This window comes from Actinomadura sp. J1-007 (assembly GCF_009793335.1).
Classification (GTDB): domain Bacteria; phylum Actinomycetota; class Actinomycetes; order Streptosporangiales; family Streptosporangiaceae; genus Spirillospora; species Spirillospora yumaensis.
On the sequence record NZ_WING01000001.1, the window covers coordinates 1,491,957 to 1,511,624 of the forward strand.

Sequence of the window (19,668 nt, forward strand, 5' to 3'; positions counted from 1 at the left end):
CGCCCACTTGCCCCGCACGGCACCCGCGCGACCTGCGCCCCTTCCGCACAGTGACGGCACCGAAGCCCGCACCGACACCGGAGGCCACCGGAGAACGGGTCAGCGGGCCGGGCGGCCGTCCCAGCGGGCCTCGCGCATGTCCACGCGGCTGCCGTCCTTGCTGAGGGGCGTGCCCTCCACCCGGTACTCCTCGTGGGCGCGGACCTCGTGGCCGGCCGCGGGCCTGCCGTCGGCGCGGACGACGCGCCACCACGGGACGCCGCCGCCGTACAGCGACATGACGCGCCCGACCTGGCGGGGGCCGCCGACGCCGACCAGCTCGGCGATGTCGCCGTACGCCATCACCTTGCCGGGCGGGATCCGCTCCACCGTGTCCAGCACCAGCTCCGCGTACTCGTCCGGTTCCGCTCGCATCCGCCGATTGTGGCGACAGACGGCGGCGGGACGTTAATCGGGCCCGTACCGCCGCCGCCACAGGTAGGCCGTTCCGGCCGCCGCGCCGACCGCGGCGAGGAGGCAGCACACCGCGTACGCCGTGATGAGCCCGCCGGACCGGTGGACGACCTCGACCGGGCGGACGGGCCCGGTGCCGAACCGCTGGTCCGCGGGAAGGCCGAGGCCCTGCGTGCGGGCGGACGCCAGCCGGTCGGACTCGGCTAGGGCCGCCAGGGCGTCCACGCGCCCGAAGCCGACGCCGAGGTCGTAGCCGCGCGCTGGACGTTCGCCCGTGCCCGCGACGATCGCCTGCGTGACGAGCGCGGGCGCCATCTTCGGGTGGCGCGAACGGATCAGGGCCGCGATCCCCGACACGAACGCGGTCGCCGGACTCGTCCCGTCCCCGATCCAGTACCGCCCGTCCGGCCCCGCGCCGATGATCCGCACGCCGGGCGCGGACACCACGACCGCCGAGTTGCGGTTGGAGAACCCCGCGTGGCGTCCCTCGGCGTCCACCGCCGCGACGGAGATCACACCGGGGAATGACGCGGGATAGGAGTACTCGGTGTGGCCGCCGCGCCGGGCCCGCCGGTCCGCGCCGCCGTTGCCCGCCGCGGCGACGACGACCGCGCCGCGGGCGATGGCGTACGCGACGGCCTCGCGCTCGCGGCGCGTCGGGTACGAGCGGCCGAGGGAGAGGTTGACGACGTCCGCGCCGTGGTCCACCGCGTAGCGGATGCCCGCCGCGATCGTCCCCTCGTACCGCTCGTTCCCGGTGAACGCGGTGAACCCGGGTTCGTCGCGTTCGAGGATCACGCGGGGCGCGAGGACGCGGGCCTCCGGCGCGACGCCGAGCACGCCGTCGCCGCCGTCGGGGCCGTGGCCGTGCCCGGCGATGATGGACGCCATGTTGGTGCCGTGCAGGCGCTTCGGCGCGACGCCCGCCGGGTTGGCGCCGCGCGTGTAGTCGGGGCCGGGCGCGACCGAGCCCGCGAGGTCCGCCTGCTCCGGGTCCACGCCCGAGTCCAGGACGGCGACGGTGACGCCGCGGCCCCGCGCCAGCGACCAGGCGCGCGGCACGTTCAGCGACTCCAGGACGGGCGTCATCGCGTCCCGTACCCGGTCGGCCCGCGCGGGCGGCGCCGCCGCGGTCGGTCCGGCCGCGAGCGCGGCGGCGGCGAGCGCCGCGAGCGCCCGCCGCGCCGTCAGCACGACCACTCCCGCTCGCCGCAGCGGACGGGCGCGGGCGCGGTCAGGGCGCGCAGGACGCCGCCGGCGAGCTGGGGGCCGAGCGCGCCGAGGTCGGGCTGCTGCTGCCGCGTCCGCAGCGTCGGCCGCCCGTCGGCGTAGCCCACCGTGGCCGCGACGACGTACGGACCGCGCTGCGCCACCGCCGACGCCTGCCGCGCCGCGTCGCCGAAGCGCGCCGCGACCGACCCGGGGAACGGCAGCGCGCGCAGCCCCGGCCGTCCCGCCCGCGTGCCGAACCACGGCAGGACGGAACGCGCCGCGGCCTCCCCCGGCAGCACGACCACGCCGACCGTGACGGCGAGGCCCTGCGGCTGGTCCAGGTACGTGGCGCGCAGGACGGCCCGGCAGCCGCGCGCGGTGAGCGAACGGGCGAGCGACGCGTCCACCGCCGTCTCGCAGCGGGTGTCGGTGCCGATCCCGACGCGCCGGGCCGTCTCGGACGAGCCCTGGTCGACGGTGTAGCGGACGCCGGCGGGGAACACCCGCCCGGCGGGCCACGTCTCGTACCGGCGGGCGACCTCGCGGGCGGCGGCGGACGCCCGTTCGCCGGGGGTCGGGTCGCGGGCCAGCTCCGCCGCGAGGCGGACGCCCGCGACGGCGAGGACCCCGCGCACCCGGCGACCGCGACCGCGGCGATCCGCGCGCGGTGCCGTCCGGCCTCACCGGACGCGCCGGACGCGCCGGGGGACGGTTCCGGCGGGAGGTCGGTGGCGGAGATCTCGGCGCGCGACACGGGGCGGAGGGCGGTCGGCCGGCGTCAGGCCGGGTGCCGGGGGTGGCGGCGCGCGAACATGACCGCGACCACGACGGCCGCCGCCGTGCCGGCGAGTCCGGCGCCGACGACCACGACGATCAGCGGGCGCACCCAGAACGGCCGGTCGATCACCTTCACCGGTCCGGGCCTGCCGTCGCCGAAGCGCTCGGCGCCGGGCTTGTCGGCGCGGCCGGGCCGCGGCGAGGTGAGGTTGGCGGCGGCGGTGAGGGCGCGCGGCGCGCTGACCTCGCCGAACCCGGTCTCCGGGTCGTACCGGCCGGACGGCCCGAAGCGGGTGCCCGCGATGAGCGCCTGCGCGACGAGCGCCGGGGCAGCTTCGGGTGCTCGGAGCGGATCAGCGCCGCGACCCCCGACACCAGCGCGCTGGAGTCGCTCGTCCCGTTGGTGCTGACGTACCGGCCGCCGGGCCCGCCCGCCGGGATCGCGATGCCCGGCGCGGACACCAGCACCGAGTAGTTGCGGTTGGAGAACGGCGCGCGGCGGTGGCCGTACTCGGTCGCGGCGACGGCGACCACGCCCGGGTAGGACGCCGGGTAGGAGTACGGCGCGAACCCGTCGGAGTCGAGGCGGCGCTCGCTGTCGCCGTCGTTGCCGACCGCCGACACGACGACCACGCCCTTGCCGATCGCGTAGCCGATGGCGTCGCGTTCGGCGGGCTCCTCCTGGTACTTGCCGAGCGACAGGTTGATGATGTCGGCGCCGTGGTCGGCCGCGTAGCGGATGCCGCGCGCCACCGCCCCGTCGGCGCCCTTCGACGCGCGGTAGCGGCCGAAGGCGGCGTCCTCGGGCTCGGCGATCGCGCGGATCGCGAGGATCCGCGCCTGCGGGGCGATGCCGATGACGCCCTGGCCGCCGCCCGGTCCGTGGCCGCGCCCGGCGATCAGCGTGGCCATGTAGGTCCCGTGGAGCCGCGCCGGCTTGGTGCCGCCGTCCACGCCGGCGAGCATGTTGGGCCCGGTCGTGACCGCGCCGGCGAGGTCGGGCTGCGTGACGTCGGTGCCGGAGTCGACGACCGCGACCGTCACGCCCGCGCCGCGCGAGGTCTTCCACGCGTCCTCGGCCCCGAGCGCGTCGAGGATCGGCTGCTGCCGTTCGCGGATCTCGTCGGCGCGGGCGGGCGCGGCGGCGGGCGCCTGGAGGAGCACCGCGCTCCCGGCGGCCAGCAGCGACGCCGACGCCACCGCCGCCGACCCGCGCAGCAGAGCCCGTACGCGCGGCAGCACCCGTGCGCACGGCAGCACCCGTGCGCGCGGCAGCGCCCGTACGCGGCGCGGCCCGGTCCGTGGCGGCATCAGCACCGCCACTCGCTGTTGCGGCAGTCGGGCAGCGAACGCACCGACAGGGCGCGGGCTATCTGGTGGGCGATCTGCGGCTCGGGCCCGAACACGTCGCCGGGCCGCTGCTTCTTGACCGCGGCGGCGGGCCGTCCGTCGGCCTGCCCCGCCGTGGACAGCAGCACGTACGGGCCGCCCCGGTCGGAGGAGCGGGTCTGCCGCGCCGCGTCGTCGAACCGCGCGGCGGCCGTTCCGGGGAACGGCGCGGCGCGCAGCGCGGGCCGCACGCCGCCGCTCTGCGCCGCCCGCCCCGCGTCGCGCGCGGACGGGATCTCCTTGTAGGCGGCGTCGGCGCGCCAGGGGTCGGGGAACGCGACGACGCCGACCGTGATCACCACGCCCTGGAGCCGGTCGGCGTACGTGGCGCGCAGCACCGCGCGGCAGCCGTGCTTGCCGAGGATCACGGCGAGGTCGGGGTCGACGGCGTCGCCGCAGGTGCTCGTCGTGGCGATGCCCATCCGCGTCGCGTACTCGCTGTCGCCCTCCTCGGGCTGGTAGGACACGCGGTCGGGGAAGATGCGGCCCGCCGGCCACGCCTGCCAGCGGCGCGCGACCTCGGCGTTGGCGGCGCGCTGGAGCTCGGCGTTGGTCGGGTCGCGCCGCAGCGTGGCCCACGCGCCGGTGAGGGCGGCGGCGCTGGTGCTGAGGTAGCAGCAGCCGAGCACGATCGCGACGACCATCCACTGCCGGCCGCGCAGCCCGAGCACCGTGACCGGGCGCGCGCCGGAGCCGCCCGCGGGCGGCGGACCGGCGGGCGGACCGGCGTGCGGTCCGGGCGGCCGGTGGGCCGGCCCCGGCGGGGGCGGCTGGTGGGAGGGGGGCAGGAACGCCACAACCGCAAAGATTAGCTCTCGTTCATGACATTCCGCCCTCCCGTCGGGGTGAGCGGTCCGCGCCCCCGGGTCCCGGCAGGGGCGCTGACGTGGGGCGTTCCGCTGGACGGGGTTCGGGGAATGCGGGCGGGCATGGCAAGGTTGTCGGTTGACAGGACACTGTTGGCAGGACAACGGCGTCCGCCCCCGTTACCGCCGAGCGTCAGCACAGGAGCATCCACCGTGTCGTTGCCACCTCTGGTAGAGCCCGCAGCGGAGCTCACCCGCGACGAGGTCAACCGCTACTCGCGGCATCTGATCATCCCCGACGTCGGGATGACCGGGCAGAAGCGCCTCAAGAACGCCAAGGTCCTGTGCGTGGGCGCGGGCGGCCTCGGCTCCCCCGCGCTGATGTACCTCGCCGCCGCCGGCGTCGGGACGCTCGGCATCATCGACTTCGACGTCGTCGACGAGTCCAACCTCCAGCGCCAGGTCATCCACCGGCAGTCGTCGCTGGGCAAGCCGAAGGCCGAGTCCGCGGCCGACACCGTCCGCGAGATCAACCCGCTGGTGGACGTGGTGGTGCACAACACCGCGCTCGACCGCGACAACATCATGGACATCTTCGGCCAGTACGACCTGATCGTCGACGGCACCGACAACTTCGCGACCCGCTACATGGTCAACGACGCGGCCGTGCTGCTCGGCAAGCCGTACGTGTGGGGGTCGATCTACCGCTTCGACGGCCAGGCCGCGGTCTTCTGGGCCGAGCACGGCCCGTGCTACCGCTGCCTCTACCCCGAGCCCCCGCCGCCCGGCATGGTCCCGTCCTGCGCCGAGGGCGGCGTGCTCGGCGTGCTGTGCGCGTCGATCGGCTCCATCCAGGTGAACGAGGCGATCAAGCTCGTGGCCGGCATCGGCGAGCCGCTCGTCGGCCGTCTGATGATCTACGACGCCCTGGAGATGTCGTACCGCTCGGTCAAGGTCCGCAAGGACCCCGAGTGCCCGCTGTGCGGCAAGAACCCGACGCAGACCGAGCTGCTGGAGGACTACGAGGCGTTCTGCGGCGCGGTCTCGGAGGAGGCCACCGAGGCCGTCAAGGACTCCACGATCTCCGTGCACGACCTCAAGGCCATGCAGGACCGCGGCGACGACGTGTTCCTGGTGGACGTCCGCGAGCCGAACGAGTACGAGATCGTCTCGATCCCCGGCGCGACGCTGATCCCGAAGGGCGAGTTCCTGAACGGCTCGGCGCTGGAGCGGCTGCCGCAGGACCGCAAGATCGTCCTGCACTGCAAGTCGGGCGTGCGCAGCGCCGAGGCCCTCGCCGTCGTCAAGAGCGCGGGCTTCTCCGACGCCGTCCACGTCGGCGGCGGCGTGGTCGCCTGGGTCAACCAGATCGACCCGAGCCTCCCGTCCTACTGACGCCCCGCTCCACCTGAACGCCCGGACGTCCCGAACGCCCCGGACCGCGCCGGCGGCCCGGGGCGTTCCGCGTTCCCGGCCCGCCTCGCGAGGGCGCGCCCGCCCGGCGGACCGGCCCGCCCGGCGGACGGGCCCGTTCGTCAGGACGCCGGCGGCGTGTAGGCGAGGTGCAGGAGCCGGGCCAGGTCGGCGAGCATCAGCTCGAACATCGGCTCGGGATCGGACAGGGCGAAGTCGAGGTGCCCGAAGACCTCCAGGCTGACGGCGCCCTGAGGCGGACCCAGCACTGGAGGAAGAGCTGGATCATCCCGAGCGGCAGGCACGTGCCGAGGGCCCGCTCGCGGTAGTCGCGGAGCTGCTCGCGCAGGGCCGGGTCGATCTCCTCGTCGGGCGGCACGGGGAACGGGTGCTTGTGCCACAGGTCGAGGAAGAGCGCCATGAACGTCCCGGCGAACTCGCGCGCGCACTCCTCGGCGAAGTCGACCTCCTCCGCGCCGCGGACGGGCACCCCGAACAGCAGCGTGTACTCGCCGGGATGCGCGAGGGACCAGCCGCGGAACTCCCGCGCCGCCGTGAGGAACTTGCCGCTCATGTCCCCGGGCGGGACGTCCGCGAGCCCGGCGCGCAGCGCGGCGGTCAGCTCGGTGAACAGCTCGCCGACGAGGTGGCGCAGCAGCTCGCCGTGGCTGCCGAAGTAGCGGTAGAGGGCGGGCGCGGTCATCCCCATCTCGCGGGCGATGGCGCGCAGCGTCACCGCGTCGGCGCCCTGCTCCACCAGGATCCGCCGCGCGGTCTGCCCGATCTCCCGGACGGTCGCCGCGCGCAGCCGGTCGCGACGTGACTCCAACGCTTCCTCGCTCTCGCTCGCGGGACCGGCCTGGTGCGGCCGTCCTCGCATGATTCCGCAAAAACCCCATTGACGACAGTGAACGGTATATGCAACGTTAACGGTGTTAGCAGGTAAACACCATTCACTCACCTTACTCCTAGTAACTACGAGTCGGGGGTACCGGCATGTTCGATCGATGGGGACGGTGGACGTACCGCAGGCGGAGGCCGCTGCTGGTCGCGTCCCTGGCCTTCCTGGTGGTGGCCGCCGTGTGGGGGACGGGCGTGTTCGGCGCGCTCACCTCGTCCGGCGGCTTCGACACCCCGGGGAGCGAGAGCGGCAGGGCGGCGGCGACCGCCGATCGGGACCTCGGCCGCGACGAGGCCGACGTGGTGGTCCTGTACGAGGCCGGCGGGCGCACGGTGGACGACCCGGCGTTCAGGACGGCGGTGGAGCGGGCCGTCGCCGCCGTCCCGAAGGAGCGGATCGACGCCGCGCTCACGTACTGGACGGCGAAGGCCCCGCAGTTCGTCAGCCAGGACCGCAAGGCGACGTACGCGGTGCTGCGGCTCAAGGGGGCCGACGAGGCGGCGCGGCAGGACTCGTTCGACGCGATCAAGGACGGGCTCACCCGGACCGGCGGCGGGCTGACCGCCAAGGTCGGCGGCGCCATGGGCACCCAGACCGCGATCAACGAGCGCGTCTCGTCCGACATCGGCCGCGCCGAGGCCATGGCGCTGCCGGTGCTGCTCGTGCTGCTGGTGCTGATCTTCGGCGGGCTGGTCGCGGCGAGCCTGCCGCTGCTGGTCGGCGGCCTCGCCATCCTCGGCTCGTTCACCGCGCTGCACCTGCTGACGTACGCGACCGACGTGTCGATCTTCGCGGTGAACATCACCACCTTCCTCGGCCTCGGCCTCGCGATCGACTACGGCCTGTTCGTGGTGAGCCGGTTCCGCGAGGAGCTGGCCCGGCGGGACGGCGACGTCGAGGGCGCGCTCGGCGCGACGATGGCGACGGCCGGCCGCACCGTCGCGGTGTCGGGCGTGACGGTCGCGGTGTCGCTGGCCGGGCTGCTGCTGTTCGACCAGAACTTCCTGCGGTCCATGGGGTACGGCGGGATCGCCACCGTGTTCGTGTGCATGGCCGGCGCGCTGACCGTCCTGCCCGCGCTGCTCGGCGTGCTCGGCGCCCGGGTGAACGCGCTGTCGCTCCGCCGCCGCCGCAAGAACGCCCCCGCCCCCGCGCACTCCAAGCCGTCCGCGCAGTCCACGCAGTCCACGCCGTCGGCGCCGTCGGCGGAGAGCGGCTGGTGGGGACGGGTCGCGCGCAGCGTCATGCGCCGTCCGGTGCTGTACGTCGTCGCGACCGTCGCGCTGCTGCTCGTCCTCGGGTCGCCGTTCCTGCGGATCAACTGGGGCGGCGTGGACGCCAAGGCGCTGCCGGCGAGCGCGGAGGCGCGGGTGGTGGCCGACACCCTCGAAACGCGGTTCCCGCGCAACGCGACCAGTCCCATCGAGGCCGTCGTCACCGGCACCGGGGACCGGGCGGCGCTCCAGGCGTACGCCGACCGGCTCACCGCCGTGCCCGGCGTGACGGACGCGGCCGTGACCGGCGCGAAGGGCGCCACGACGCGGATCGCGCTGAGGTACGACGCCGACCCCAACTCCGGGGCGGCCCGCACGATCGTCGAACGGGTGCGGGACGTCCCGCCGCCGCCGGGGGCCGTCTCCCAGATCGGGGGCGAGACGGCCACGGTGGTGGACCAGCTCGCGAGCGTCGGGGCGACGCTGCCGTGGCTGGCGCTGACGGTCGGGGGCGCGACGTTCGCGCTGCTGTTCCTGGCGTTCGGGTCGCTGGTCCTGCCGCTGAAGGCGATCGTGATGAACCTGCTGTCGCTGTCGGCGACGTTCGGCGCGGTGGTGCTGATCTTCCAGGACGGGCACCTGTCGGACCTGCTCGGCTTCACCGCGACGGGGTCGATCTCCCCGCAGATGCCGATCCTGATGCTCGCCATGCTGTTCGGGATCTCGATGGACTACGAGGTGTTCCTGCTGTCGCGGGTCCGCGAGCAGTACGACCTGACCGGCGACACCACCGCGGCCGTCACCGCCGGGGTGCAGCGCACCGGGGCGATCATCACCAGCGCGGCGCTGCTGTTCATCGTGGTGATCGGCGCGTTCGCCACCTCGGGCGTCGCGTTCATCAAGATGACCGGGGTCGGGATGGTGATCGCGATCGCGCTGGACGCGACCGTGGTGCGGGCGCTGCTGGTCCCGGCGGCCATGCGGCTGCTCGGCCGCGCCAACTGGTGGGCCCCGGGCCCCCTCGCCCGCGTCCACCGGCGGTACGGCATCGGCGAGAGCGACGCCCCGGCGCGGGAGCTCGAACCCGTCGGGTAGCCGGCCCCTCCGCGGCCCGCCACGGCCGCCGCGACCGTTCCCCGGCGGACGCGGCGGCCGTGGCGGTCGTCCGCATGTCCCGGCGGACACAGTCCATAATCGGTCAGTGACCGCCCATGTTCGATGGGTACTCTGAACGCAGTTCACCCCCCGCCGCGCACCCGGCGGCGGACGACCTCCCCGGGGCGGCAGTGGCGAGTCTTGCGGTAACAGAGCGAGCGGGGAACCTGCCCGCGCAGATGACCAGGTTCATCGGCCGGGAGGCGGAGCTGGCCCAGCTCCGCGGGCTGCTCGACCGGGCCAGGCTCGTCACCCTCACCGGGCCCGGCGGCGTCGGCAAGACGCGGCTCGCGCTGCGCCTGGCCGACGAGCTGCGCGGGTCGTACGCCGACGGCGCCTGGCACGTGGAGCTGTCGGGGCTGCGCGACACCGAGACCCTCGCGCACGCCGTCGCGAGCGCGCTGCGGCTCGCCGGCCGCGCCGGCGGCGACCAGCTCGACCAGCTCGCCGACCACCTCGCCGACCGGCACCTGCTGCTCGTCCTCGACACCTGCGAGCACCTGGTGGACGGCTGCGCGATGCTCAGCGAGGTGCTGCTGCGGGCCGCGCCCCGGCTGTCGGTGATCGCGACCAGCCGGGAGCCGCTGGAGGTGATCGGCGAGCACATCCTGCCCGTCGCCCCGCTGCCCGCGCCGGGCGAGGAGGGCGGGTCGGCGGCGCTGGAGCTGTTCGCCGACCGGGCGGCGGCCGTGCTGCCCGGCTACGCCGCGACCGAGGGCGACCGCGCCGCGATCGCGCGGCTGTGCCGCCGCCTCGACGGCATCCCGCTCGCGATCGAGCTGGCCGCCGCCCGGCTGCGCGCCCTGTCGGTGGAGCAGATCGCCGAACGGCTCGACGACCGGTTCCGGCTGCTCGGCGGCGCGCGGGCGTCCCGCGGCCGGCACCAGACGCTGCGCGCCACGATCGCGTGGAGCCACGACCTGTGCACCGGGCCCGAACGGCTCCTGTGGGCGCGGCTGTCGGTCTTCCCGGCCGACTTCGATCTGGAGTCCGCCGAGGAGGTCTGCGCCGACCCGCCCCCGGACGAGGGCGCGGGCCCGTCCCCGCACGCGGGCCCGCGCGCCGCCGCGGCGCTGCCCGCCGCCGACGTGCTCGACGTGCTCCGCCGCCTGGTCGACAAGTCGATCGTCCTGCACACGCCGACCGGCCGCTACCGGCTGCTCGGCACGATCCGCGAGTACGGCCTGGAGGAGCTGGACCGCGCCGGCGAGCGCGCCGCGCTCGCCCGCCGCCACCGCGACCACTACCTCGCGCTGCTCGAACGGCACGACCTCGGCGCGCTCGGCCCCGGCCAGGCCGGCGCGCTCGCCCGGATCCGGCTGGAGCACGCCAACCTGCGCGCCGCCCTCGACCACGCCACCGCGTCCGGCGAGGACGGGCCGGCGCTCCGGCTGGCCGACCGGATGATCTACTACTGGATCTCGAACGGGCTGATCGGCGAGGCGTGCCACTGGCTCGGCAAGGCGATCGCGCGCGGCGGACCCGCCACGCCCGACCGGGCCCGCGCCACGGCCCAGTGCGCGGTGTACGCGGCGATGCGCGGCGACCTCGGCGAGGCGCGCCCGCTGCTGGCGGCCGCGACCGGCGTCGCCGCCGAGGTCGGCGACCCCGAGTGCGCGGCGTTCGTCGAGGGCTGCGCCGGCCTCGTCGCCGTCTACGCCGGCGACCACCGCGCCGCGCGCGAACGGTTCGAACGGGCCCTCGCCGTCCACGACCGCGTCGGCCACCGCGAGGTGTTCACGCTCCAGTTCATCTCCGCGCTGGCCGGGACGCACTGCCTGGACGGCGCGTTCGGCGAGGCCGAGGAGCTGTGCGCGCGGAGCCTGCGGATCAGCGACGAGACCGGCGACCGCTGGTGCCGCTCGTACACCCTGTGGACGCTCGGCAGCCTGCACCTGCTGCGCGGCGACCTCGACGCGGCGCGCGCCGCGCTGCGCGAGTGCCTGGAGATCCGGCGGTCGTTCGGCGAGGAGATGGGCCTGGCGATGGCGCTCGACCTCGCCGCGGGCTGCGCCGCGCGCACCGGCGAGCCCGAGCGCGCCGCGGTGCTGCTCGGCGCGACCGGGCGGCTGTGGCGGGTGCTGCGCACCGACATGGCCGGTCCCGGCTACGCGCTGCTGCCCGCCACAGCGGGCGACCTCGCGCGCCGCGCCCTCGGCCGGGAGCGCTACGAGGCCGCCCGCGCGCGCGGCGCGGCGCTCTCCCTCGACGAGGCGCTCGCCGTCGCGCTCGGCGAGGACGGGCGCGGACCCGGCGGCCTCGGAAGCCCCGGCGCACCGCGTCCCGCGCCCGGCGCGGCCCCGCTCACCCGCCGCGAGCGGGAGATCGCGGCGCTGGTCGCCGAGGGCCTGTCCAACCGCGAGATCGCCGAACGGCTCGTGATCGCCAAGCGCACGGCCGACTCCCACGTCGAGCACATCCTCGCCAAGCTCGGGTTCCGCTCCCGGACGCAGATCGCCGCGTGGGTCTCGGCCGAAGACCCGGACGGCGATTAACCCCAAAGCGGTTGTGCGCGCACCGGCCCGGGGGGACACTTGGCACGTTCCCGGGCGCGCGTCCGTCGATGCACGACGTCGATCCCGCCCGGCAGCGCCCTCTCCCCGGCACGCCGTCCTCTGGAGGAACCATGTCCACGCAGGTGATCGTCGACGAGGCCGAGATCTCGCTCGGGCACCTCGAACGCCTGACCGAGGTGCTGCGCTCGCGCGGCTGGACGGTCGAGGTGTCCGCGCACGCCGACCGCTGGCCGTCCGCGCTGGTCGCCAACCCGGGGATGACGCTGTTCAACGAGAGCGTGATCGCCGTGCGCGAGCCGTCCGACGGGAGCTGGTCCTACTTCTACGGCTGGGGCGAGCGGATCGCGCCGTGCACCGAGCCCGAGGCCGCCGCCGCGCTGCTCGGCCGCGTCCTGGACGTCCCCGCCAAGGGCTGAGCACCCTCCCGGCCCCGCCCGGCCCCTCCCGGCCGGTGTCCCGCCTTCCCGCAGCTCAAATAGCATGTGTCCATGTTTTGGACGCGTTATGCAGCGATCGGCGACTCGTTCAGCGAAGGCATCGGGGACCCCTATCCCGACGGCCGGTGGCGCGGCTGGGCCGACCGCGCCGCCGCGGAGCTCGCGTCCCGCGCGGACGGCTTCGCCTACGCCAACCTCGCGATCCGCGGCCGGCTGCTCGGCGAGATCCTCGACGAGCAGCTCCCCGCGGCGCTGGCCCTGGAACCCGACCTGGTCTCGGTGTCCGGCGGCGGCAACGACCTGCTGCGGCCCGGCACCGACGTGGACGTCCTCGCCGCGCGGATGGACGCCGCCGTCGCCGAGCTGCGCGCCGCCGGCGCCGACGTGGTGCTGTTCACCGGCGTCGACCCGGTCGGCTCCTCGGTGATCCGCCGCACCCGGGGACGCGTCGCCGTCTACAACGAGCACCTGCGCGCGATCGCCGCCCGGCGCGGCGCGCGCGTCGTGGACCAGTGGTCCATGGACGTCCTGCGCGACTGGCGGATGTGGGGCGTGGACCGGCTGCACATGTCGCCGGAGGGCCACCGCCGCGTCGCCCTCGCCCTGCTGGAGACCCTCGGCGTCCCGGCGGGCGACTGGCGCGAGCCGCCGCTGGCGCCGCTGCCGGAGCTGAGCCGGGGCGCGCGGATGCTGTTCGACCTGCGGTGGGCCCGCGGCCACCTCGCGCCCTGGGTCGGGCGGCGGCTGCGCGGCCGGTCGTCCGGCGACGCCGTCACCGCCAAGCGCCCCGCGTTCGCCCCCGTGGAGTGACGCTCAGGCCCGCGGAGTGACGCTCAGGCCGACTTGCGCCGCCTCGGCTTCGACTCGGTCTTCTTCTCCCCCGCCTTCCGCGACGACGAGGAACGCGACGCGGACGACGACGACCCGGACGACGAGGACGCCGACCGCGACGTCCGCCCCGACGAGGAGCGCGACGCCGAACGGCCGGACCCGGAGGACTTCGACGACGCGGCCCGTCCGCCGCTCTTGGCGGCGGGCTTCTTCGCCCCGCCTCCCCGCGGCTCTTCTTCGCGGCCTCGACGCTGGCGCGCAGCGCGCTGAGCAGGTCGGCGGCGGGCTCCTCCTCGGCCTCCGCCGCCGGCCGGGTGACCTCGCGGCCCTCGACCTTGGCGTCGATGACGGCCTGGAGCGCCTCGCGGTAGGCGTCCTTGTACTCCGAGGGGTCGAAGTCGCCCTCCATGCTCTCGATCAGGGACGTCGCCATCGTCAGCTCCTGCTTGCGGACCTCGATGTCCTCGTCCAGGAACGGGAAGTCGGGCGCGCGGACCTCGTCCGGCCACAGCATGGTCTCCAGGACGAACACGCCCTCGCGGACCCGCACCGTCGCCAGCGACTCGCGCTGCCGCAGCGCGATCTTGACGATGGCGACCTGGCCGCTGTCCTCCAGCGCGTCGCGCAGCAGGACGTACGGCTTGGCGCCCTGCGCGCCGTCCGGCTCCAGGTAGTACGACTTGGCGAAGTAGATCGGGTCGACCTCGGCGGCCTCCACGAACTGGAGCACGTCGATGCGGCGGCTCGACGACAGCGGCAGGTCGGCGAAGTCCTCGTCGGTCAGCACGACCATCTCGCCGCTCGGCAGCTCGTACCCCTTGGCGATGTCGGAGTAGGGGACCTCCTCGCCGTCGACCGAGCAGACCCGCTTGTACTTGATGCGCCCCCCGTCCTGCCGGTGCACCTGGTGGAAGGCGACGTCCCGCTGCTCGGTCGCCGAGTACACCTTGACCGGTATGGTCACCAGCCCGAAGGAGATCGCGCCTTTCCAGATACTGCGCATGTCCGGTCCCTACCCAGCGCGTCCTCGGGCCTAGCATCGCGACCCCGTTCGATTTGCGCCATATCGAGCGCTTGCGGGTACAAGGCGACTATGACCATGCCGTGGCCCGTGCGGCCGATGATGGCCGACACCGGTGAACTGCCCGCGGACGCGGGGCGGTGGGGGCTGGAACTCAAGTGGGACGGCGTGCGCGCCATCGCGTACGTCTCCGCCGACGGCGTCCGGGCGAGCGGCCGGAAGGCGGGCGACGTCACCGCGCGCTACCCGGAGCTGTCGGTGCTCGCCGACCTGCTGCCGCAGCACGACGTGGTGCTGGACGGCGAGGTCGTCGCGTTCGAGGACGGCCGCCCGAGCTTCGAGCGGCTCCAGCGCCGGATGCACGTCCAGCGCCCCGACCAGCGGCTGATCCGCGAGGTGCCCGTCCGGTACGTGGTGTTCGACCTGCTGTTCCTGGACGGGCACCCGCTCTACGACCTTCCGTACGCCGACCGGCGCGCGCTGCTCGCCGACCTCGACCTCGCCGCCACCGGGCCCGTCGAGGTCCCCCGTACCTGGACGGCGGCGACTCCGCCCAGGTGAAGGAGCTGATCGAGTTCACCCGGGAGCAGCGTCTGGAAGGGGTGATGGCCAAGCGGCTCGACTCGCCGTACCGGCCGGGGCGGCGGGTGGAGTTCTGGCGCAAGGTCAAGAACTTCCTCACCCGCGAAGTGATCGTCTGCGGCTGGAAGCCGGGCCGGGGGCGGCGCGAGGGCGGCGTCGGCTCGCTGCTGCTCGGCGAGTACGACCTGAAGGGCCGGCTGTGCTTCGTCGGGCACGTCGGGACCGGGTTCTCCGACCGGGCGCTGGACGAGCTGTACGAGGCGCTGTGGCCGCTGCGCCGCGCGGCCAGCCCGTACGACGAGGCGGTGCCGAGGGAGTTCGCGCGCGACGCGCAGTGGGTTGAGCCGCTGCTGGTAGGGGACGTGGCCTACAGCGCCCGGACCAGGGACGGGCGGCTGCGCTTCCCGTCCTGGCGCGGGCGGCGCGACGACAAGGACCCACACGAGGTGATCCGTGAGCCCTAAGAAAGTCAGCGTCGAGGTGGAGGGACGGGACCTCAACCTGTCCAACCTCGACAAGAACCTCTACCCGGAGTTCACCAAGGGCGAGGTCATCGACTACTACGCCAAGGCCGCCCCGGTCATGCTGGCGCACCTGAAGGGCCGTCCCGCCACGCGCAAGCGCTACCCGGACGGGGTCGACGCCCAGTCGTTCTTCGAGAAGAACGCCCCCTCGCACACGCCCGACTGGGTCCGCACCGTCACGGTCCCCACGCCGGGCAGCTCGACCGGCCGCGAGTCCCTCGACTTCGTCGTGGTGGACGACCTGCCGACGCTGGTGTGGCTGGCCAACCTCGCGGCGCTGGAACTGCACGTCCCGCAGTGGACGGTCGGGCCGCGCGGCGCGATCCACAGCCCCGACCTGATGGTGTTCGACCTGGACCCGGGCGCTCCGGCGACCATCGTGGAGGCGTGCGAGGTGGCGCGGCTGCTGCGGGACCTGCTCGCGGACGACGGGCTCGACTCGTACCCGAAGACGTCCGGGAAGAAGGGGCTGCACCTGTACGTGCCGGTCAAGGAGTCCGACCGGACGTCGGAGTACGCGAAGCGGGCGGCCCAGCGGCTGGAGTCCGACCACGGGGGCCTGGTGGTCAGCAAGATGGACAAGCGCCTGCGCAAGGGCAAGATCCTCGTCGACTGGAGCCAGAACAACCCGGCCAAGACGACCGTCGCGCCGTACTCGCTGCGCGCCTCCGAGAGTCCGGGCGTGTCCACCCCGGTCACCTGGGACGAGGTGGAGAACTGCCGGAAGCCCGCCGACCTGGCGTTCACGCCGGACGAGGTGCTCGCCAGGATCGACGAGCACGGCGACCTCCTCGAACCGCTGCTGCGCGAGGGCCCGCCGCTTCCCTGAGCCGTTCGCGGTCGATTCCCCATTTCACATGCCCGCTTTTCCAGAAGCCGTAAGTGTTCGAACGGCCACTCTCCGGCACCGATTTCAGTCACCATGGACCCGCGGGGACATCGTGAACGGCGTGGAGGGGTTGAGAACGTGTCGCGTGACCATCACTACGACGCCGTGGTGCTGGGCGGGGGGACCGCGGGGGAGCTCGTGGCGTCCGAGCTGGCCCGCGCAGGCCGGGACGTCGCGCTCGTGGAGAACCGGCTCGTCGGGGGCGAGTCGCCGTACTTCGCCTGCGTCCCGTCCAAGTCGCTGCTGCTGTCGGCGCGGCGCGGGGAGACGTGGGAGCTGGCGACCGCCCGCCGCGACGAGGTCACCGGGCACCTCGACGACGACCGCGCGGTCGCGCGGATGGCCGAGGCCGGCGTCACCGTGCTGCGCGGCTGGGGCCGCGTCCTCGGGCCGGGCCGGATCGAGGTGGACGGCGCCGCGCACGGCTTCACCGACCTGGTCGTGTGCACCGGCAGCGAGCCGGCCGTCCCGGCGGTGGACGGCCTGGCGGCCGTCCCGACGTGGACCAGCGACGAGGCGCTGACGGTGCCCGACCTGCCGCGCCGGCTGGTCGTCCTCGGCGGCGGCCCGGTCGGCTGCGAGATGGCCCAGGTGTACGCCGCGTTCGGCTCGCAGGTCGCGATCGTCGAGTCGTCCGGGCGGCTGCTGACCGCCGAGGCCCCGTTCGCCGGGGAGGCGCTCGCCGACGCGCTCCGCCGGATGGGCGTCGACCTGCGCCTCGGCGCGGAGGTCGCCCGCGCCGAGCGCAAGGAGACGGGGCTGCGGCTGTGGCTGTCGGACGGCGGCACGCTCGACGCCGACCGCGTGCTCGTCGCCGCCGGCCGCCGCCCGCGGGTGGACGGCCTCGGCCTGGAGACGCTCGGCGTCGCCGCGCCGCCCGGCCGCGGCCTGCCGGTGGACGAGACGTGCCACGTCCTCGTGACCGAGGGCGCGCCGCCCGGCCGTGACGACGGCGAGCAGGACGAGCCCGCCGCCCCGCCCGAGCCGCGGCGGGCGCCAGGCGGGCCCGCGCGCCCGGTCGGCGAGGCGCAGGGCGGCCGGGCGGGCGCGGCGGCCGGCGGCGTCTGGGCCGCCGGCGACGTGACGGGCATCGCGAGGACGACGCACGCGGCCCGCTACCAGGCGCGGGTGGTGGCCTCCAACGTGCTCGGGCGGCGCCGCGCGGCCGACTACCGGGCGATCCCCCGCGTCGTCTACACGACGCCGACGGTCTACTCGGTCGGGATCTCCCCGGCGCGCGCCGAGGAGCTCGGCATGGACGTGCTCACCGCCGGGTACGACCTCGCGGCGACGGCCCGCGCCACGGTGGAGGCGGACGAGCGCGGCCGGGTGGAGCTCTACGCGGACCGTTCGCGTGGACTGCTGGTCGGCGCCGCCGCCGCCGGGCTCTACGCTGAGGAATGGATGAGCGAGATCGCGCTGGCCATCCGTGCGGAGACGCCGCTGAGCCTGCTCACCGACGTCGTGCACGCGTTCCCCACCTACGGCGAGTCGATCGAGGCGCCGTTGCGGGAACTGGCCGGGCGGCTCTGAGGGGAGGAGCTGAGATGAGCGAGACGACCGGATCCGAGCCGACCGTGCCGGAGGAGGCGCCGGAGGCCGACGCCGCCGAGCAGCGCGCCGCGCTGCTGGAGGACGAGGAGGACGGGCCCGCCGCGCACGGGGGCCCGGTACCCTACGAGGTCAACGAGGCCGACGCCGCCGAGCAGCAGAGGGTCGTCGAGATCGACGAGGACGACTACCGCTGACCGCCAGGAAGGCCGCCCGCACGGCCGATCGGGGCTCCCGACCGGCGGAGCGGGGGCTCCCGCCGGACGGATCGGAGGTTTTGGCATGGCGGTACGAAGGAACGTGCCCGGCTTTGTTAGTGACCAGCGAGGTTACTGGCGCGTAGGATGATGGGATTGATTCCCCGCGACGGGTCACCCTCTCCCGTCGCAATGACCGGTGATCGGAGAGTGTGGTGACCGCGACCCCGGACGCCCGCCCCCGTGGCACGAGACTGCCGCGACTGGCGCGCCGTAGGCAGCTCCTCGGCGCCGCGCAGGAGGTGTTCGTCGCCCAGGGCTATCACGCCGCGGCGATGGACGAGATCGCCGAACGCGCGGGCGTCAGCAAGCCCGTGCTCTACCAGCACTTCCCGGGCAAGCTGGAGCTCTACCTCGCCCTGCTCGACGAGCACGCCGAGGCGCTGGTGAACACCGTCCGCGACGCGCTCGGGTCCACCACGGACAACAAGCTGCGCGTCCAGGCGAGCATGCAGGCGTTCTACGACTTCGTCGCGGGCGAGGGCGAGGCGTACCGCCTGGTCTTCGAGTCCGACCTGCGCAACGTCGCCCCGGTCCGCGCGCGCGTCGAGCGCGCCAACACCCAGTGCGCCGAGATGATCGCCCAGGTGATCGCCGAGGACACCAACGCCCCCGCCGACGAGGCGCACCTGCTCGGCATGGGCCTGGTCGGCATGGCCGAGGTCAGCGCCCGCTACTGGCTCTCGCAGCACCGGGCCATCCCGAAGGACACCGCCGAGAAGATCATCGCCCGGCTGGCCTGGCGCGGCATCTCCGGTTTCCCGCGCACCGGCTGACCCTCGTCCGTTCCGCGCGTCCCGCGCGTCGTGGCCGCCGCTCCCCGCACCGGGGGCGGCGGCCGTCGCGTGTCCGGCGACCCGTCCAGGCGTCCGCTCCGGGCGTTGCGTCCGGGCGTCCGCTCCGGGCGACGCGTCCGGACGTCCGCTCCAGGCGTCCGCTCCGGGCGGTGCGTGCGCGCGTGTCGTCCGGCGGCGCGTTCTCTCGTGGCGAAGGCGGCGGGGCGGCGCGTCCGGCGGTGCGCGTGCGACCATCGGAGTCAGCCCCCGCCGGCCGTCGGCGGACGGGACGCACCCCAGGGAGATCGTGTGCAGGTTCGCATCGGCGTCCAGTACGTCCCCAAGGAACTCGTGGTCGAGACCGCGCAGTCCGCCGAGGAGGTCCAGCGGGAGCTGGCCGAGGCGCTGGCGGTCGAGAACGGCGTGTTCACGCTCCGCGACCAGCGCAACGGCCGCGTGGTCATCCCCGCCGACAAGGTCGGCTACCTGGAGATCACCGAGGAGGAGGGCCGCCGGGTCGGGTTCGGCGGCTCGCAGTACACCTGACCCCCGGTTGACCTGCGTTTTGTTTGAACCCGGGACGGCGGGCATACCGATGCCGACCACGGGCCGCCGAACGGCACGCGACGCGGCCCACGGACATCGGAATGGTGATCGACAATGCTCACGACGATTCTCTGGTTCATCGTCGTCGGTGCCGTCATCGGAGCCCTGGCACGGCTGATCCTCCCGGGCCGCAACCCCATCGGCGTCCTGCTGACGATCCTCGTCGGCATCGCCGGGGCGATCCTCGGCGGAGTGGTGGCGAGCGCCCTCGGCGCGGGCAGCCTCGTCGCGTTCGTGTTCGCGGTGATCATCGCCGCGCTCGGCGTGGCGGCCCTCACCCAGCTCAACACGCGCGGCGGTTCGCGAGGCTGGCGCGGAGGCGGCTGGCGTACGCGCAGGCGCACGTTCTGACCCCGGC

21 protein-coding genes are annotated in these 19,668 nt (G+C 74.7%); 13 read left to right on the forward strand and 8 right to left on the reverse strand.

Features of this window, described 5'->3' with window-relative positions:
• Window positions 1-99: 99 nt before the first annotated feature.
• The 6 genes from GEV43_RS06725 to GEV43_RS06745 all read right to left on the reverse strand — a co-directional run bounded on the left by GEV43_RS06725 (window position 100) and on the right by GEV43_RS06745 (window position 4,628).
• Window positions 100-414 (reverse strand): MGMT family protein, encoded by a 315-nt coding sequence (locus tag GEV43_RS06725; RefSeq protein ID WP_160819937.1) that lies wholly within the window; start codon window positions 412-414, stop codon window positions 100-102.
• Between the two features lie 33 nt (window positions 415-447).
• Entirely contained in the window at window positions 448-1,647 is a 1,200-nt protein-coding gene (locus GEV43_RS06730) for a S8 family serine peptidase (protein WP_309239492.1), read from the reverse strand.
• Complete coding sequence (locus tag GEV43_RS06735; RefSeq protein WP_160819938.1) at window positions 1,641-2,300, reverse strand: hypothetical protein; 660 nt, start codon at window positions 2,298-2,300, stop codon at window positions 1,641-1,643. The genes GEV43_RS06730 and GEV43_RS06735 overlap by 7 nt, the downstream gene beginning before the upstream one ends.
• A 143-nt stretch (window positions 2,301-2,443) precedes the next feature.
• Window positions 2,444-2,578, reverse strand: coding sequence for a hypothetical protein (locus GEV43_RS53655; RefSeq protein WP_302930681.1), 135 nt, complete (start codon window positions 2,576-2,578; stop codon window positions 2,444-2,446).
• A complete protein-coding gene (locus tag GEV43_RS06740; protein ID WP_241682811.1) occupies window positions 2,575-3,753 on the reverse strand; it encodes a S8 family serine peptidase in 1,179 nt (392 codons plus the stop codon). Before GEV43_RS06740 ends, GEV43_RS53655 begins: the two co-directional genes overlap by 4 nt.
• On the reverse strand, window positions 3,753-4,628 hold the full coding sequence (locus GEV43_RS06745; protein WP_160819939.1) for a hypothetical protein: 876 nt from the start codon (window positions 4,626-4,628) through the stop codon (window positions 3,753-3,755). Before GEV43_RS06745 ends, GEV43_RS06740 begins: the two co-directional genes overlap by 1 nt.
• Window positions 4,629-4,850: 222 nt before the next feature.
• Here GEV43_RS06745 and moeZ point away from each other — a divergent pair, with 222 nt between their 5' ends.
• Window positions 4,851-6,032 carry an adenylyltransferase/sulfurtransferase MoeZ gene (gene moeZ, locus GEV43_RS06750; protein ID WP_160819940.1) on the forward strand — a complete coding sequence of 394 codons (1,182 nt, stop codon included), beginning with the start codon at window positions 4,851-4,853 and terminating at the stop codon, window positions 6,030-6,032.
• Between the two features lie 196 nt (window positions 6,033-6,228).
• On the opposite strand, the gene GEV43_RS06755 is transcribed toward moeZ, so the two are convergent.
• Window positions 6,229-6,879 (reverse strand): TetR/AcrR family transcriptional regulator, encoded by a 651-nt coding sequence (locus GEV43_RS06755; protein ID WP_241682812.1) that lies wholly within the window; start codon window positions 6,877-6,879, stop codon window positions 6,229-6,231.
• Window positions 6,880-7,046: 167 nt separating this feature from the next.
• Here GEV43_RS06755 and GEV43_RS06760 point away from each other — a divergent pair, with 167 nt between their 5' ends.
• From GEV43_RS06760 to GEV43_RS06775, 4 genes are all read left to right on the forward strand, one after another.
• Window positions 7,047-9,260 (forward strand): MMPL family transporter, encoded by a 2,214-nt coding sequence (locus GEV43_RS06760; protein WP_160819941.1) that lies wholly within the window; start codon window positions 7,047-7,049, stop codon window positions 9,258-9,260.
• A 239-nt stretch (window positions 9,261-9,499) separates the two neighbouring features.
• Window positions 9,500-11,815 (forward strand): tetratricopeptide repeat protein, encoded by a 2,316-nt coding sequence (locus GEV43_RS06765; RefSeq protein ID WP_241682813.1) that lies wholly within the window; start codon window positions 9,500-9,502, stop codon window positions 11,813-11,815.
• Between the two features lie 131 nt (window positions 11,816-11,946).
• Entirely contained in the window at window positions 11,947-12,252 is a 306-nt protein-coding gene (locus tag GEV43_RS06770; RefSeq protein WP_160819943.1) for a hypothetical protein, read from the forward strand.
• 72 nt (window positions 12,253-12,324) lie between these two features.
• Entirely contained in the window at window positions 12,325-13,083 is a 759-nt protein-coding gene (locus tag GEV43_RS06775; RefSeq protein ID WP_160819944.1) for an SGNH/GDSL hydrolase family protein, read from the forward strand.
• Here the strand turns inward: GEV43_RS06775 and GEV43_RS06780 are convergent.
• Window positions 13,046-14,107 carry a Ku protein gene (locus GEV43_RS06780; protein WP_241682814.1) on the reverse strand — a complete coding sequence of 354 codons (1,062 nt, stop codon included), beginning with the start codon at window positions 14,105-14,107 and terminating at the stop codon, window positions 13,046-13,048. The two genes, GEV43_RS06775 and GEV43_RS06780, sit on opposite strands and share 38 nt — an antisense overlap.
• Before the next feature lie 90 nt (window positions 14,108-14,197).
• Between GEV43_RS06780 and GEV43_RS49545 the strand changes: the two genes are divergently transcribed.
• The 8 genes from GEV43_RS49545 to GEV43_RS06815 all read left to right on the forward strand — a co-directional run bounded on the left by GEV43_RS49545 (window position 14,198) and on the right by GEV43_RS06815 (window position 19,661).
• Entirely contained in the window at window positions 14,198-14,686 is a 489-nt protein-coding gene (locus GEV43_RS49545; protein ID WP_254715862.1) for a hypothetical protein, read from the forward strand.
• Window positions 14,683-15,171, forward strand: a complete 489-nt coding sequence (locus GEV43_RS49550; protein WP_309239493.1) for a hypothetical protein — start codon at window positions 14,683-14,685, stop codon at window positions 15,169-15,171. The genes GEV43_RS49545 and GEV43_RS49550 overlap by 4 nt, the downstream gene beginning before the upstream one ends.
• Entirely contained in the window at window positions 15,161-16,060 is a 900-nt protein-coding gene (gene ligD / locus GEV43_RS06790; protein ID WP_160819945.1) for a non-homologous end-joining DNA ligase, read from the forward strand. Before GEV43_RS49550 ends, ligD begins: the two co-directional genes overlap by 11 nt.
• Before the next feature lie 138 nt (window positions 16,061-16,198).
• Complete coding sequence (locus GEV43_RS49555) at window positions 16,199-17,653, forward strand: NAD(P)/FAD-dependent oxidoreductase (protein WP_309239494.1); 1,455 nt, start codon at window positions 16,199-16,201, stop codon at window positions 17,651-17,653.
• Window positions 17,654-17,667: 14 nt separating this feature from the next.
• On the forward strand, window positions 17,668-17,868 hold the full coding sequence (locus GEV43_RS06800; protein ID WP_160819946.1) for a hypothetical protein: 201 nt from the start codon (window positions 17,668-17,670) through the stop codon (window positions 17,866-17,868).
• Window positions 17,869-18,083: 215 nt separating this feature from the next.
• Window positions 18,084-18,704, forward strand: coding sequence for a TetR/AcrR family transcriptional regulator (locus GEV43_RS06805; protein ID WP_160819947.1), 621 nt, complete (start codon window positions 18,084-18,086; stop codon window positions 18,702-18,704).
• 309 nt (window positions 18,705-19,013) lie between these two features.
• A complete protein-coding gene (locus GEV43_RS54630) occupies window positions 19,014-19,250 on the forward strand; it encodes a DUF3107 domain-containing protein (protein WP_160819948.1) in 237 nt (78 codons plus the stop codon).
• A gap of 114 nt (window positions 19,251-19,364) precedes the next feature.
• A complete protein-coding gene (locus GEV43_RS06815) occupies window positions 19,365-19,661 on the forward strand; it encodes a GlsB/YeaQ/YmgE family stress response membrane protein (protein ID WP_160819949.1) in 297 nt (98 codons plus the stop codon).
• Window positions 19,662-19,668: the final 7 nt, after the last annotated feature.